16 protein-coding genes are annotated in these 14,192 nt (G+C 71.1%); 10 read left to right on the top strand and 6 right to left on the bottom strand.

Annotated features, from left to right (window positions below):
- Positions 1–21 precede the first annotated feature (21 nt).
- Both HUW46_RS31470 and HUW46_RS31475 read left to right on the top strand, forming a co-directional pair.
- A complete protein-coding gene (locus HUW46_RS31470) occupies positions 22–720 on the top strand; it encodes a response regulator transcription factor (RefSeq protein ID WP_215542395.1) in 699 nt (232 codons plus the stop codon).
- Complete coding sequence (locus HUW46_RS31475) at positions 717–2,141, top strand: sensor histidine kinase (protein WP_215542396.1); 1,425 nt, start codon at positions 717–719, stop codon at positions 2,139–2,141. Before HUW46_RS31470 ends, HUW46_RS31475 begins: the two co-directional genes overlap by 4 nt.
- On the opposite strand, the gene HUW46_RS31480 is transcribed toward HUW46_RS31475, so the two are convergent.
- Positions 2,126–2,782: a pyridoxamine 5'-phosphate oxidase family protein gene (locus HUW46_RS31480; protein WP_215542397.1), complete on the bottom strand. Its 657-nt coding sequence runs from the start codon at positions 2,780–2,782 to the stop codon at positions 2,126–2,128. The two genes, HUW46_RS31475 and HUW46_RS31480, sit on opposite strands and share 16 nt — an antisense overlap.
- An 80-nt stretch (positions 2,783–2,862) precedes the next feature.
- Between HUW46_RS31480 and pdxR the strand changes: the two genes are divergently transcribed.
- Complete coding sequence (gene pdxR, locus HUW46_RS31485; protein WP_215542398.1) at positions 2,863–4,233, top strand: MocR-like pyridoxine biosynthesis transcription factor PdxR; 1,371 nt, start codon at positions 2,863–2,865, stop codon at positions 4,231–4,233.
- Positions 4,234–4,269: 36 nt separating this feature from the next.
- Complete coding sequence (locus tag HUW46_RS31490; RefSeq protein WP_215542399.1) at positions 4,270–5,367, top strand: D-alanine--D-alanine ligase family protein; 1,098 nt, start codon at positions 4,270–4,272, stop codon at positions 5,365–5,367.
- 34 nt (positions 5,368–5,401) lie between these two features.
- On the opposite strand, the gene HUW46_RS31495 is transcribed toward HUW46_RS31490, so the two are convergent.
- Positions 5,402–5,959, bottom strand: coding sequence for a DUF3515 domain-containing protein (locus tag HUW46_RS31495; RefSeq protein WP_215542400.1), 558 nt, complete (start codon positions 5,957–5,959; stop codon positions 5,402–5,404).
- 84 nt (positions 5,960–6,043) lie between these two features.
- On the opposite strand from HUW46_RS31495, the gene HUW46_RS31500 reads away from it, so the two are divergent.
- Positions 6,044–7,165: an epoxide hydrolase family protein gene (locus HUW46_RS31500; RefSeq protein ID WP_254125068.1), complete on the top strand. Its 1,122-nt coding sequence runs from the start codon at positions 6,044–6,046 to the stop codon at positions 7,163–7,165.
- Between the two features lie 21 nt (positions 7,166–7,186).
- On the opposite strand, the gene HUW46_RS31505 is transcribed toward HUW46_RS31500, so the two are convergent.
- Positions 7,187–7,420, bottom strand: coding sequence for an Lrp/AsnC family transcriptional regulator (locus HUW46_RS31505; protein WP_215542402.1), 234 nt, complete (start codon positions 7,418–7,420; stop codon positions 7,187–7,189).
- A gap of 143 nt (positions 7,421–7,563) precedes the next feature.
- Between HUW46_RS31505 and HUW46_RS31510 the strand changes: the two genes are divergently transcribed.
- Together HUW46_RS31510 and HUW46_RS31515 are read left to right on the top strand one after the other, a co-directional pair.
- Positions 7,564–8,532, top strand: a complete 969-nt coding sequence (locus HUW46_RS31510; protein WP_215542403.1) for a thiamine-phosphate kinase — start codon at positions 7,564–7,566, stop codon at positions 8,530–8,532.
- A 3-nt stretch (positions 8,533–8,535) separates the two neighbouring features.
- Complete coding sequence (locus HUW46_RS31515; RefSeq protein WP_215542404.1) at positions 8,536–9,039, top strand: GNAT family N-acetyltransferase; 504 nt, start codon at positions 8,536–8,538, stop codon at positions 9,037–9,039.
- Here the strand turns inward: HUW46_RS31515 and HUW46_RS31520 are convergent.
- Positions 9,023–10,177: a glycoside hydrolase family 27 protein gene (locus HUW46_RS31520; RefSeq protein WP_254125070.1), complete on the bottom strand. Its 1,155-nt coding sequence runs from the start codon at positions 10,175–10,177 to the stop codon at positions 9,023–9,025. The genes HUW46_RS31515 and HUW46_RS31520 overlap by 17 nt on opposite strands.
- Before the next feature lie 103 nt (positions 10,178–10,280).
- Between HUW46_RS31520 and HUW46_RS31525 the strand changes: the two genes are divergently transcribed.
- Together HUW46_RS31525 and HUW46_RS31530 are read left to right on the top strand one after the other, a co-directional pair.
- Positions 10,281–10,811 (top strand): gamma carbonic anhydrase family protein, encoded by a 531-nt coding sequence (locus HUW46_RS31525; protein ID WP_215542405.1) that lies wholly within the window; start codon positions 10,281–10,283, stop codon positions 10,809–10,811.
- Positions 10,812–10,822: 11 nt separating this feature from the next.
- Positions 10,823–11,500 (top strand): uracil-DNA glycosylase, encoded by a 678-nt coding sequence (locus tag HUW46_RS31530; RefSeq protein ID WP_215542406.1) that lies wholly within the window; start codon positions 10,823–10,825, stop codon positions 11,498–11,500.
- Here HUW46_RS31530 and HUW46_RS31535 read toward each other — a convergent pair.
- Both HUW46_RS31535 and rpmB read right to left on the bottom strand, forming a co-directional pair.
- On the bottom strand, positions 11,497–12,189 hold the full coding sequence (locus HUW46_RS31535) for an ATP-binding cassette domain-containing protein (RefSeq protein WP_215542407.1): 693 nt from the start codon (positions 12,187–12,189) through the stop codon (positions 11,497–11,499). The two genes, HUW46_RS31530 and HUW46_RS31535, sit on opposite strands and share 4 nt — an antisense overlap.
- A 75-nt stretch (positions 12,190–12,264) precedes the next feature.
- On the bottom strand, positions 12,265–12,456 hold the full coding sequence (gene rpmB / locus HUW46_RS31540; protein WP_145938227.1) for a 50S ribosomal protein L28: 192 nt from the start codon (positions 12,454–12,456) through the stop codon (positions 12,265–12,267).
- A gap of 142 nt (positions 12,457–12,598) precedes the next feature.
- On the opposite strand from rpmB, the gene HUW46_RS31545 reads away from it, so the two are divergent.
- Positions 12,599–14,191: a DAK2 domain-containing protein gene (locus HUW46_RS31545; RefSeq protein WP_215550534.1), complete on the top strand. Its 1,593-nt coding sequence runs from the start codon at positions 12,599–12,601 to the stop codon at positions 14,189–14,191.
- Position 14,192: the final 1 nt, after the last annotated feature.

Here is a 14,192-nt window from a genome sequence, read left to right on the forward strand (position 1 = left end):
GCCGTACCGCAGGATGAAGGGGTGCAGAAAGAGGAGTCCGTGCGGTTGCTCGTCGTCGACGACGAACCGCACATCGCCGATCTCGTCGCCACCGTCGCCCGGTACGAGGGCTGGCAGGCGGTCACGGCGGGTACCGGCGCCGACGCGCTGGAGAAGGCCGCGTCGTTCGGGCCCGACATCGTCGTGCTGGACCTCATGCTGCCCGATTTCGACGGGTTCACCGTGCTGGAGCGCCTGCGTGAGGGCGGCCGCGCGGTACCGGTGGTGTTCCTGACCGCGAAGGACGCGACGGCGGACCGGATCACCGGGCTGACCAGGGGCGGTGACGACTACCTCGTCAAACCGTTCTCCGTGGAGGAGCTGATGGCGAGGCTGCGCGCGGTGTTGCGCCGCAGCACCGGGCCCGCGTGGAAGCGCTCCGTGATCGAGGTCGCCGATCTCGTGCTCGACGAGGACACCAGGGAGGTCCGCCGCGCGGGCAGGGAGGTTTCGCTCACGCCGACCGAGTACGAGCTGCTGCGCTACCTCATGCGTCGCTCGCCCGCCGTGCTGACGAAGGCGCAGATACTGGACCACGTCTGGGAATACGACTTCGGCGGTAAGTCCAATGTGGTCGAACTGGTCGTTTCGCACCTGCGCCGCAAGGTGGACGACGGCGGTGAACCGCTGATCCACACCGTGCGCGGCGTCGGGTACGTGGTGCGCGAGGTGACGCGGTGACGCGCTGGCTCGACGCGTGGCGGCGGCTGCGCCTTGGCACCCGGCTCGCGCTCGCGCTCGGCGTGCTGGCGCTCGTGGTGTTCGCGACGGTGGGCACCGTGATGGTCGGCATCATGCAGGACTACTTCGGCCGCAGGCTCGACGAGCAGCTCACCAAGAGCCAGCTGGAACAGCTCAGCCGCCTGCGCAACGAGCACAGCCCGCCGAAGGCCGCGTATTCGTGGTACTCGGCGGTTTTCGAGATCGACGGCACCACGGTCACCGCGAAACCCGGTGGTGCGCTGCCGCCGCGATACGACGAGCTTTCCGCGATCGCGCTGCAGGCGGCCAAGGGCGACATCATGACCACCGTTTCGCTGCACGACCTCGGCGCCTACCGGGTTCGCGCTTGCCCGATCGAGGCGGGCGAAGTGCTGCTGAGCGCGGCGCCGCGGAACGATCTCGAGAAGACGGTGAACCAGCTGATCCTGGTCGAGGTGATCGCGTTCGTGCTGGCGCTCGGCGTCCTCGTGGTGGCGGGGCGCATCGTGCTGAGACGGGGCTTGCGGCCGCTGAGCTCGATGGCGGCCACCGCGCACTACATCACCTCGCACGACCTGACCGATTCCGCGAACGTCCCGGTGCGCGCGCAGGCCAGCGGCGGCGGCGTCGAAGTCGTTGAACTGCGCACCGCGTTCAACCTCATGCTCGACCACATCGACTCCTCGTTCGCCGCGCGCGCGGCCGCGAATGAACGCCTCCGCCGGTTCGTCGCCGACGCTTCGCACGAACTGCGCACCCCGCTGACCTCGATCCGCGGGTACGCCGACCTGTTCCGCTACGCGGCCGCGAACGAGCCGGCCGAGCGTGACGCGCACCTGGCGAAGATCCGCGAAGAAACGGCACGCATGAGCGTCCTCGTCGACGATCTGCTGCTGCTTGCGCGCCTCGACGAACCGGGTGCCGAGCCGCCGATCCGCAGGCAGGAGATCGACGCCGCCGAGCTGGCGGCCGAAGCGGCGCAGGCGTTCCAGGCCGCCTACGCGGACCGGTCGCTCGCGCTCGAGATCGGCGACGGCCCGCACGTGATCTTCGCGGATCCGGTGCGGCTGCGGCAGGTGCTCGACAACCTCCTGACCAACGCCGCCGTGCACACGCCGACGGGTACACCCGTGACGATTTCCGTTGCGCGCCAAGGCGAAGAGGTGCTCCTGTCCGTCACCGACGAAGGGCCCGGAATCCCCGAGGAAGCGCTCGCCCGCATTTTCGACCGCTTCTATCGCGTCGACGATTCCCGCGCGCGAGGAGCGACCGGAACCGGCGGGACCGGGCTCGGCCTCGCCGTGGTCCAGTCGCTCGTCGAGGCGCACGGCGGCCGCGTCGACGTGGAGAGCGAGCCGGGGCGCACGCGGTTCACCGTGCGGCTTCAGGCCCGGTCGTGAACGTGCGGCGGCACCGGGGTGCCCGCCGGGACGTATGACGCGGGCTCCGGGGTCCCGAACACCGTGCGCACCGGGAGCAAGCCAGCCCACGCGGTGCCGGTCTCGACGTCTTCGGGATCGTCGATCGCGTCTCCGGCGCGGACCTTGACCGCGGCCTCGGCGAGGTCCACCGCGATCACCGACACCGACGCGGACTCCTTCGCGTTCACTCCGCGCGCGTGCTCCCACGAACCCGGCGCGAGCTGGTCGGTGATGGCCCGCAGCCCGAGCGTCTTCTCGCCGTCGTCGGTCACCTGGCGGGCGCGGCCGTGGATGACGGCGCTGCGGTAGTTCATCGAGTGGTTGTTGAGCGAGCGCGCGTAGACGATCGCGTCGACCAGTGTGACGGTGACGCACACGTCGATCCCCCGCGCCGCTTCGCGCATGTTGCCGGAGCCGGTGGACCCGTGCAGGTAGAGCGTGTCGCCGTCGCGGCCGTACCCGGTCGGGAGCACCACCGGCGCCCCGTCGCGGACGAGGCCGAGGTGGCAGATCAACCCCTCGTCGAGGACGTCGTACAGTGCCTGCCGATCGGTGGCGGCCCTTTCCTTCTTCCGGGTGAGGGTGCTGCGCGAGGTGGAAGACAGCGGTGCGAGCGTCATGAAGGTGATCCTGACGCACCCAGTGGACTGGTTGAACGTCCAATTTGGGTATACTTTGGAAGGCCACTTTGGAGGTGTGCGTGTCGACCACCGATACCGCGCTGCCCGTTTTCCTCGATCGTGATTCCGGGGTGCCGCTCGCGGTCCAGCTCGCCGACGCCCTGCGAGCCTCGGCGGCCACTGGTCATCTTCGCGGCGGCGACCGGCTGCCGTCCACCCGCGCGCTCGCCGACCGGCTCGGCGTGAGCCGCACGGTCACCTCCGCCGCCTACGAGCAGCTCCACGCCGAAGGCTGGATCGCCGGACGCCACGGCTCCGGCACCTACGTCACCACGTCGCCGCCGAGCGACCGGCCCGCGCACGGGACCGTTTTCGGGGAAACCACCGAACCCGTCGAACTGCTCGACCTCACCCCCGGCACACCGTGGGCCGAGGGGCTCGACAAGGCGGCGTGGCGCCGGGCGTGGCGTGCCGCCGCGGACACCGCGCCGCTCGTCCGCGCCCAGCGCGCGGGCATCCCCGACTACCGGGCGGCGATCGGCGAGCACCTGCTCCGCCACCGCGGCCTCGCCGTGGGCACCGACTCCGTGCTCGCCACCGGTGGCACCACCGCGGCCGTGGTCGAATTCGCTGGCGCGGTGCTGAAACCCGGTGACGTCGTCGCCGTCGAGGAACCCGGCTACCAGCGCGCGGTGCAGGCGTTCGCCGCGGCGGGCGTGCGGGTGGCCGGCGTGCCGGTCGACGGGGAAGGGCTGCGTCCCGACGCGGTCCCCGCCGGGGTCCGCGCGGTGTACTGCTCGCCGGCGCACCAGTACCCGATGGGCAGCAGGATGAGCGCGTCCAGGCGGGTCGAGCTGGTCGAACGCGCCCGCGCGGAGCAGCTCCTGATCATCGAGGACGACTACGACGGAGAACTGCGCTTCGACGTGGCACCGCTGCCGCTGCTGGCCGCGCTCGCACCCGACGTGGTGGTGCACCTCGGCACCACCAGCAAGATCCTCACCCCGACACTCGGCGCGGGCTGGCTGGTCGCGCCGCCCGAGGTGACCGCCGCGGTGCTGACCTACCGCGACCGCACCGGCACCAGGCCGTCGCCCGCCGGTCAGCGGGTGCTGGTCGAGCTGGCCAGGCACGGCGATCTCGGCCGCCACCTGCGCAAGCTGCGGCGCGAGCTGTCCGAACGCCGGTCGATGCTGGTCGCGGCGCTGCGCGACGGGGGAGTGCGGGTGCTCGGCGACGACGCGGGCGCCCATCTCGTCGTCCTGTTCACCTCGGCGGCGGTCGAGCGGGAGCGCCTCGCGGAGGCCGAGTCGAGGGGGATCCGGCTCGACGGGCTCGCGCGCCACTTCGCCGGGACGCCCACGGCGCACGGCGTGGCGATCGGCTACGCGGGCTGTTCCAGGGACGCCCTGCACGACGCGCTGGACACCGTGGTCGGCTTACTGCGCTGAGTCCGGCGGCACAAGCGCCCGGTAGTGTGACCCCCCATGAGTTCCCGTAAGACGCGCGTGGCCGTGGTGTTCGGCGGCCGTAGCACCGAGCACACGATCTCCTGTGTTTCCGCCGGTAGCGTGCTGGCGAACCTGGATCCGGAGCGCTTCGAGGTGCTGCCGGTGGGCATCACCCCGCACGGCGGGTGGGTGCTGGGCACCAGCGACCCGGAGACCCTGCGCATCGACGGCACGAAGCTGCCGACCGTCGACACCGGCAAGGCGCTCGTGCTGGCGGGCGACCCGACGAACCAGCAGCTCGTGAGCCTGGAACCGGGTACCGAGGCCGAGGTGCTCTCCGCGGTCGACGTGGTGTTCCCGGTGCTGCACGGCGCGTTCGGCGAGGACGGTACGATCCAGGGCCTGCTCGAAATGTCGGGTATTCCCTACGTCGGCGCCGGTGTGCTCGCGAGCGCCACCGCGATGGACAAGGAGTACGCGAAGAAACTCCTTGTCGCGGAAGGACTTCCGGTCGGCGAAGCGGTCACCCTCCGCCGCGGCCAGTCCACTGTGGACATCGGGGACCGCGAACGGCTCGGGTTGCCGGTGTTCGTCAAGCCCGCGAGGGCCGGGTCCTCGGTCGGCATCAGCAAGGTCACCGACTGGGCCGACCTCGACGACGCGATCGCGCTCGCGCGCAAGACCGACCCGAAGGTCCTGGTGGAGAAGGCGATCGTGGGCCGCGAGGTCGAATGCGGGGTGCTGGAGTTCCCCGACGGCCGCGTCGAAGCGTCGCTTCCCGCCGAGATCCGCGTGCTCGACCAGGACCCCGGCGCCTGGTACGACTTCGACACGAAGTACCTCGGCGAAGCCGCCGAACTGGACATCCCCGCCAAGCTCGACGACGAGATCGTGGCGCGGATCCGCGCGATGGCGGTCAAGGCGTTCGGCGCACTGGACGGCCAGGGCATCGCGCGCGTGGACTTCTTCGTCACCGACGGCGGCGAGCTGGTCATCAACGAGGTCAACACGATGCCGGGGTTCACCTCCACCTCGGCCTACCCGAAGATGTGGGCCGTCACCGGAATCGACTACCCGACCCTGCTGTCGACGTTGGTCGACACCGCGATCGCCAGGGGAACCGGCCTCCGCTAGCGGGCGCTCTGGTCCCGTTCGCGTGAGCAGTGGGCTAGAACTTCGGCGGCTGGGGCTTCAGCTTCGAGCCGATCAGCGTCGACAGGTCCTGCAGCGGGCCGGTTCCGGCGTCGCCGGGGATCGTCAGCGCCACGAATACCGGCCGGTCCACCGCGTACCAGGTGGCGGTGCCCTCGCCGGGGACCTCCAGCCACTGCACGCCGTTGACGACCCGCAGCTGCGCGGTCGGGGTCAGCTCGGCGGGCCGGTCGAGGCCGCAGCGCAGCACCACCGGGTTGTCCCTGCCCCACGCCGCGGTCGCGGGCGGTGCGGGTGCGGCCAGCTCGCGGCGCGGCAGCTGCTTGCCGTTCGAGGTCAGCTCGCCCGGCACCGCCCCGACGAGGTCCGCGCACTCCGGCGCGGTCGCGCGCGGCGCGGGCACGGACACCAGCGGAAGCGGGCCGATGACCGCGTCGTCGTCCGCGTTCGGGGAATCGCCGCTGTTCCCGGCCACGATCCCGAAGATCGCGACGCCGACCGCGAGCGCGACCGCGAGCACGGCCGCGATGACGATCAGCGTGCGCGGCGGGGCGCCGGTGTCGGTTTCAGGCACCCCGTCATGACATCACGCCAGCTCGGGGCGGCGAGCGCCGCCCCCACGCCGGTAGCGTGGATCTCACCGACGAGGGGAGCGCCCGTGCCCGAACCGTTCGAGGTGACGGTGTCCGAAGCCGAAATCGACGAACTGCGCGAGCGTTTGCGGCGCACGAGGTGGCCGGAGGCCGAACCGGTCGGCGACTGGTCGCAGGGCGCGCCGCTCGGCTACGTGCGCGAGCTGTGCCGGTACTGGGCGGAGGACTACGACTTCGGGTTCGCCGAGCGGCTCAACGCCTACCCGCAGTTCCGCACCGAGATCGACGGCCTCGGCGTGCACTACCTGCACGTCACCTCGCCGGAGCCGGACGCGCTCCCGCTGGTGCTGACGCACGGCTGGCCTGGCTCGGTGTTCGAGTTCCTCGACGTGCTCGGCCCGCTCACCGATCCCCGCGCGCACGGCGGCGATCCCCCGGACGCCTTCCACGTCGTCGCGCCGTCGCTGCCGGGGTTCGCCTGGAGCGACAAGCCGAGCGAACCTGGGTGGAACCTGCCCCGGATCGCGAAGGCGTGGGACGAGCTGATGACCTCGCTCGGCTACGAGCGCTACGGCGCGCAGGGCGGCGACTGGGGTGCGGGCGTGAGCATCGTGCTCGACGAGGTGGCGCGGGAGCACCTGGCGGGCGTGCACGTCAACTTCGCCGCGCTGCCCCCGATGGAGGATCCGACGCCGGAGGAACAGCAGAAGATCGAGGCGGCGAAGGAGTTCATCGCCACCGGAACCGGCTATTCGCAGCAGCAGAGCACGCGGCCGCAGACGCTCGGCTACGGCCTCACCGATTCGCCCGCTGGCCAGGCGGCGTGGATCGCGGAGAAGTTCTGGGCGTGGACCGACAACGGCGGCCTGCCGGAGGACGCCGTTTCCCGGCAGAAGATCCTCGACAACATTTCCGCGTACTGGTTCACCGCGTCGGCCACGTCGTCGGCGCGCATCTACTGGGAGAACCGGCTCGAACGCCGCGGCTTCGGGGAGGGCGTCGGCGCGCCGTCGGGCATTTCGGTGTACCCGAAGGAGATCACGCGTCCGTCGCGACGGCAGGCGGAGAAGTACTACGCGGATCTGCGCTGGTTCGAGGAACTGCCGCACGGCGGGCACTTCGCCGCGCTCGAACAGCCCGAGTCCTTCGTGGCACAGGTGCGGGGGTTCTTCCGGCTGGTGCGCTGAAAAGAACCCCCGCAGCTGGAACTACAGGTTCACCACGGGACAGGTCAGCGTGCGGGTGATGCCCTCGACGTTCTGCACCTTCGCGACCACGAGCTGGCCGAGCTGGTCGACCGTGTCCGCGGTGGCGCGCACGATCACGTCGTAGGGACCGGTGACATCCTCCGAACTGGTGACGCCGGGGACACCGGAGATCTCGGCCGCGACCGCCGCCGCCTTGCCGACTTCGGTCTGGATGAGGATGTATGCGTGGACCACGGCGTGCCCCTTCGTCTGGATCGGCCTGCTCAGGTAGGAACTGGTGGTAGCGCCGGTAAACGTACCCCAGTTCGGTCAAAACATAGGGCTTCCGAATATCGGCCATCAACAGACACGAGCGCCAGTGAGAACGGGGGTGACGGGTGTCACCACAGCACACGCCGACTGGGGGGACGGTCGGTGAGGTCGGGGAATTCGGGCTGATCCGCGCGGTCACCGAGGGCCGCGCGCAGCCGCCGACCACGCTGCTGGGCCCCGGCGACGACGCCGCCGTGGTCGCCGCCGCCGACGGCAGGGTCGTCGCGTCCACGGACGTCCTCGTCCAGGGCGTGCACTTCCGGCTCGACTGGTCCACTCCGGACCTGGTCGGCCGCAAGGCGGTCGCGGTCAACCTCGCCGACATCGCCGCGATGGGCGCGACGCCGACCGCGGTGCTGGTCGGGCTCGCCTGCCCGAGCGACACCGGCGCGGACGTGATCAAGGACCTGACCGACGGCATGTGGGCCGAAGCCTCGCGGGCGGGCGCCGGTGTCGTCGGCGGCGACGTCGTGCGCGCCGACCAGCTCGTGGTGAGCGTGACCGCGCTCGGCGAACTGGGCGGGCGGCCGCCGGTCACCCGGTCCGGCGCGCGTCCCGGCGACATCGTCGCGGTGCACGGCAGGCTCGGCTGGGCCGCAGCCGGGCTGGCCGTGCTCGGCAGGGGTTTCCGGTCACCGGTGAGCGTGGTCAAGGCGCAGCGCGCGCCGGAACCCGAGTACGCGGCGGGCCCTGCCGCGGCGAAGGCGGGCGCGACCGCGATGATCGACGTCTCCGACGGCCTGCTCGCCGATCTCGGCCACATCGCGGAGTCCTCCGAGGTCGGCATCGACCTGCAGACCGAGCGGATCGAGGTGCACCAACGGCTGGTCGAGGTCGGCAAGGCGCTCGGCGCGGACCCGATGACCTGGGTGCTCACCGGTGGCGAAGACCACGCGCTCGCGGCGACCTTCCCGTCGTTCGCCGATCTTCCCGACGGCTGGGTCCGGATAGGATCGGTGACGATGCCCGACTCCGGTGTGACCGTCGACGGTGCCGCCTACGAGGGGGGAACGGGCTGGCAGCACTGGAGGTAGCCCGTGATCATCGAGCCGGTGTCCTACGACCACCCCGACGCCGTGCTGTTGATGGAGCAGGTGCAGCGCGTCTACGAGAAGCTCTACGGGGAAGCGGACGCCACCCCGCTCGATCCTGACGAGTTTTCCGCACCGCACGGGCTTTTCCTGGTCGCCTATGACGACGACGGCGCACCCGTGGCTTCCGGAGCGTGGCGCGCGCACGACGGCCCCGCCCCGTTCTTCCGTGCGGGCGACGCGGAACTGAAGCGGATGTACGTCACCGAAGCCGCGCGGGGCCGCGGGTACGCGCGTGGCGTGCTCGCCGAACTGGAGCGCGCCGCGATCTCCGTGGGCCGCAAGCGTTTGGTGCTCGAAACCGGGCTGCGGCAGCCGGAGGCGATCGCGTTGTACCGGTCCTGCGGCTACACCGACATTCCCCCGTTCGGCCTCTACCGCGACGAACCGGATTGCGTGTGCCTCGCGAAGGAACTGGTCACGGACGGTCTTGTCACGGGCGGAGCATGAGGACGCGGACCCCGTGCGCGGGCACCGAGAACTCGGTGCCGCCGACGTCCTGGTGCGCCCAGAGATCGCGGATCCGCCACTGACCCGGTGTCCGCGCGGACATCCGGGTTCCGGCGTCTCCCCGGTTGAGCAGCGCGACCGCGTACCCGCCGCCGGACAACGGTTTCCGCCACACGTCCGTCGTGGCGGTGCCCGCGATCTTCCTGCCCTGGCTGCCCGCGAAATCCTGGTCCAGTGCGAGGACTTCCGGGTTCGTCAGCGTCTGGATGTCGCTTGTGGACAGTGCGCCGAGATCGGTGCCCGCGAACAGCGGCGCGTTCAGCATTGCCCACAGCGAAAAATGCGCCCTCGCCTCGTCTGCGGTCAGCGCGCCATTGCCGAGCTGCAGCATGTCGGGGTCGTTCCAGCCGCCCGGCGCACCGCTGTAGGCTGCGACGGCGGCCTGCTGCTCGATCACCGACGAGATCGACGCCCAGTCCGGGGTGAGGTCGTAGGTGGTGCGCCACAGGTTCGCGACCGGCCGCGCCCAGGTCCAGGGACTTGAGACACCGTATTCTGAGATCGAATACAGGATTTTCCGGTTCGTTCTCGCGAGTTCGTCCCGCATCTTCTCGAACGCGGGCTGCCGCTGGAGACCGTCGTTCGTGTCGGCGTCGCACCAGTCGTACTTCAGGTAGTCCACGCCCCACGCCGCGAAGGTTTCGGCGTCCTGCCGCTCGTGGCCGAGCGAGCCGATGCCGTGCGCCGGGTAGCCGTCGTTGGCCATCGCGCAGGTCGACGAGCCCGGCACGGAGTAGATGCCGAAGAGCAGCCCGCGCCGGTGGACGTATTCGGCGAGTGCCGCGATCCCGCCGGGGAAGCGCTGCGGGTTGGCGCGCAGCTCGCCCCGCGCGCCGCGCGTGAAGTCCTGCCAGCAGTCGTCGACCACGACGTAGCGGTAGCCCGCGTCGCGCATCCCGGTGCGGACCAGCGCGTCGGCGGCTTCGCGAACGGCCCGCTCGGTCAAGCCGTAGCAGCGGGTCTGGTTCCAGCTGTTCCAGCCCATCGGCGGCGTGCGCGCGAGCCCGTTCGCCAGCGGCGGTTCCGGCAGCGGGGAGGCCCAGGTCAGTGCGGCCGCCAGTACCGCGAGGACGAGCACCGCGCGCCCGATCCTGGCATGCGGCGAGTGGCCGGTCGTGACGGTGTCGATGCCCGTGATCCAATCGCAGGGGACGTGAGCTGACCGTAGGAGGGATACCGCGATGGCGATCTACGCGCTCGGTGACCTGGAGCCGACCATCCACCCCGACGCCTACGTGCACCCCGACGCGACGGTCATCGGCGACGTGCGGATCGCCGCGAACGCCTCGGTGTGGCCGCAGACGGTGCTGCGCGGCGACCACGGGTACATCGAGCTGGGCGAGCGCTCGAACATCCAGGACGGCTGCGTCGTGCACTGCACCCGGCGGCACCCGACCGTGCTCGGGCCGTCATCGGCGATCGGGCACGCGGTGCACGTCGAGGGCGCGGTGATCGGCACCGGCTGCCTGATCGCCTCCGGCGCGGTGGTGCTCAACGGCAGCGTGGTCGAAGACGGCGGGATGGTCGGCGCCGGCGCGGTGCTGTCCTACGACTCGCACGTGCCGTCCGGGCACGTGGCGCTCGGCGTGCCCGCCAAAACCCGCCTGAACACCTCGTTCGGGCCGGACAAGATCGCCATGGTGGTCGACTCCTACGTCGAGCGCGCGGCGTGGTTCCGTACCGCGCTTCGGCGCCTGGACCCAGGGCGCTAGGCTCGCACGCCGTGACCGCACGACCGCTGGCCGAGATCGTCGAAGAAGGCTGGGCGCAAGCCCTCGAACCCGTCGCGGACCGCATTTCCTCGATGGGGGAGTTCCTCCGCGCGGAGATAGCCGCGGGGCGGACCTACCTCCCCTCGGGGGACAACGTGCTGAGGGCGTTCAAACAGCCCTTCCACGGCGTCCGCGTGCTGATCGTCGGGCAGGACCCGTACCCGACACCGGGGCACGCGATCGGGCTGTGCTTCGCCGTGGCGCCCGACGTGCGCCCGCTGCCGAAGAGCCTGGTCAACATCTACAAGGAGTACGCCGAGGACCTCGGGCACCCGCTGCCCGCGAACGGCGACCTCACCCCGTGGACCGAACAGGGCGTGCTGCTGCTCAACAGGGCGCTCACGGTGTCGCCAGGCAAGCCCAACTCGCACCAGGGCAAGGGCTGGGAAGAGGTCACCGAGCAGGCGATCAAGGCCCTCGCCGCGCGCAACGAGCCGATGGTCGCGATCCTGTGGGGCCGCAACGCCCGCAACCTCAAGCCGTTGCTCGGGCAGGTGCCGTGCATCGAATCGGCGCACCCGAGCCCGCTTTCCGCGCACAACGGCTTCTTCGGCTCGCGCCCGTTCAGCAGGGCCAACGAACTCCTCGAAAAGCAGGGCGCGGCCCCGGTCGACTGGAAACTGCCCTAGCCCTCGCGGAAGAAGCCCCGCACGTACTGGTCGTCGAGCGCCGCCACGGCCGCTGCGGAGTCCGCGGCGACGACCCGTCCCGCCCGCAGCACGACCATCCGGTCCGCGGCTCCGATGGCGGCGAGCAGGGGCACGTCCTGCGTGATGACCAGCACGGCGGCCCCTTCGTCGGCGTACTCGCGTAGCGTTTTCCACACCCGGTAGGCGTTTTCCGCGTCCAAGGAAGCGGTGGGTTCGTCGGCCACGAGGAGTTCGGGTGACGGCAGCAAGGCCGCGGCGAGCGCCGCGCGCTGGATCTGCCCGCCGGAATGCTGCTGCGGGAGCAGCTCGGCCACGTCCTCGGGATAACCGGCCGCCGTGCACGCGCGCTCGACGCTCCATCGCCGGTGGAGCCGTTCCAGCTCGCGCAGCTGAGTGCCGACGGCCTGATCGGGCTTGAACGCGGTCACCCCGGACTGGGGCACGTAACCGAGGGTGCCGGTGACGCGCACCTGCCCCGAACTCGCGGCGGAGGCGGGGAGCCGTCCGGTGAGCGCGGCGGCGGTCATGGACTTGCCGCAGCCCGATTCACCGATGAGCGCGGTGATCCGTCCTTCCGGGACAGTGAGGCTCACGGCGTCGAGGACCGTTTCGCTCCACCGGCCGGTGTCGATGTGGACGGTCACGTCGCGCAGTTCGGCCGCCACCATGCGCTACTCCTTCACGGCGCAAAAGAATGGCGGGTGCTCGCTGTGCGAGCACCCGCCACCCTGAAAAAGCTGTGGTCAGCCCCGAACGACCTTGCCCGCCTTGAGGCACGAGGTGCACACGTTCAGGCGCTTGCGCTGGGACACCCCGACCTTGGCGTGCACGGTCTGGATGTTCGGGTTCCACCGGCGGTTGGTACGGCGGTGGGAGTGCGAGACCGACTTGCCGAAGCCGGGTCCCTTGCCACAGACGTCGCACACGGCAGCCACGTCGAACTCCTTTGGATCAGGTAAGTCGAGACAGCCCAGCTTGGCTGGGCAACTCGACCATAGTAACGAGTGCGTTTCCGGCCCAGGGAACGGGGTGGGTACCGGGTCGATACCGTGGGCGGACCAGCGAGGAGGATATCGGGTGTTGGACGAGGCCGCGGTCGCGGCATGGGCCGCGGCGAGCGTGCGCAGCCTGGACGTGCTGCGCCCGGAGATCAACGGCATCAACGTCTACCCGGTGGCCGATTCCGACACCGGCTCGAACCTGCTGCACACGTTCTCCGGCGCCGAAACCGCGCTCGCGGCCGACAGCGGTCACGGCGCGGGCCGTGCGCTCGCGGTGCTCGCGAAAGGCGCCGTCGAAGCGGCTCGTGGCAATTCGGGCGTGATCCTTTCGCAGGTGCTGCGCGGGCTCTCCGACGCGGTCTCCGACGCCCCCGAAATCGGCCCCGGCCTGCTGGCCGAAGCGTTCGTGCTGGCCGACGAAGCGGCGACGGGCGCGGTGGCGCGGCCGGTCGCGGGCACCATGCTGAGCGTCATGCACGCGGTCGCCACCACGATGAAGGCGCTCGCCGAACCGGTCTCGGTCGAAGCCGTCGCCGAGGCGGCGGCGTCGTCCGCGCGCGACGCGCTGGCCCGGACGCCGAGCCAGCTTCCCGTGCTGGCCCGCGCCGGGGTCGTCGACGCGGGCGGACGCGGGCTGGTCGCCGTGCTCGAAGCGCTGCACGCGGTCGTCACGGGAGCCGAAACCGCCGCCGGAGACGCGCACCACCACGCGCACGTCGCGGTCGAACGGGAGCCGGTGCCCTACGCGTGGGAGGTCATGTACCTGCTCGAAGGCATGCCGGAGGCGAAGCTGCCCGGTCTGCGGCGGGCGCTGTCCGCGCTCGGCGACAGCGTCACGGTCGCGGCCGACGGTGACGGCGGGCACGCCGTGCACGTCCACTGCGCGGACATCGGGGGCGCGATCGAGGCCGGGATCGAAGCGGGCCGCCCGCGCCGGATCAGGGTCGAGCCGCTGATCACGCCCGCGCCGCTGGAACCGGCGGGCGGTATCGACCGGACCGTGGTCGCCGCCGTCCACGGCGACGGCCTCGCCGAGGTGCTCAGGGCCGAGGGCATCGCGGTGCTCTCGGTGCCCTCCGGCGCGGCGCCGAGCATGGAGGAGATGCTCGGGCTGATCACCGAGACGACCGGTGGCCACGTCACCGTGCTGGCCGGTGGGGCCGCGCTGAAGACCGCGGCGGACGCGGCCGCGGGGCACGCGATGGTCGGCGAGCGCGAGGTCGTGGTGATCCCGTGCGCCTCTGGGGTGCAGGTGCTGGCGGCGCTCGCGGTGCACGACAAGGACCGCCGCGTTTCGGACGACGTGGTGGCCATGGCCGAGGCGGCCGCGGCGACGCGGCGTGGCGAACTGCTTGTGGCGCAAGAGGAATCGATAACCTGGGTCGGCCGCGCGCAGGCCGGTGACGTGCTCGGCCTCGTCGACGGCGAGGTGGTGTCCATCGAACCCGCGCCGGCGACGGAGACGAACCTGGTCGCCGCGGCGATGTCGGTGCTGAACCGTATGTTGGCGGTCGGCGGGGAACTGGTGACCGTGCTGCTGGGCGCGGACGCGCCGCCGGGGGTGCCGGTCGAGCTGGCGGAGCAGCTGCGGCTGGAGCACCCCGAGGTCGAGCTGGCCTGCTATCCGGGCGGCGCGACCGACACCGTGCTGCTGATAGGTGTGGAGTAAG

The sequence above is a fragment of the Amycolatopsis sp. CA-230715 genome, assembly GCF_018736145.1.
Lineage (GTDB): Bacteria > Actinomycetota > Actinomycetes > Mycobacteriales > Pseudonocardiaceae > Amycolatopsis.

Coding starts and splice junctions, on each gene's coding strand:
- HUW46_RS31490 (WP_215542399.1), top strand. CDS start 4,270: ATGAGTTCCCGTAAGACGCGCGTGGCCGTGGTGTTCGGCGGCCGTAGC.
- HUW46_RS31535 (WP_215542407.1), bottom strand. CDS start 12,189: ATGGTGGCGGCCGAACTGCGCGACGTGACCGTCCACATCGACACCGGC.
- HUW46_RS31480 (WP_215542397.1), bottom strand. CDS start 2,782: ATGACGCTCGCACCGCTGTCTTCCACCTCGCGCAGCACCCTCACCCGG.
- HUW46_RS31525 (WP_215542405.1), top strand. CDS start 10,281: ATGGCGATCTACGCGCTCGGTGACCTGGAGCCGACCATCCACCCCGAC.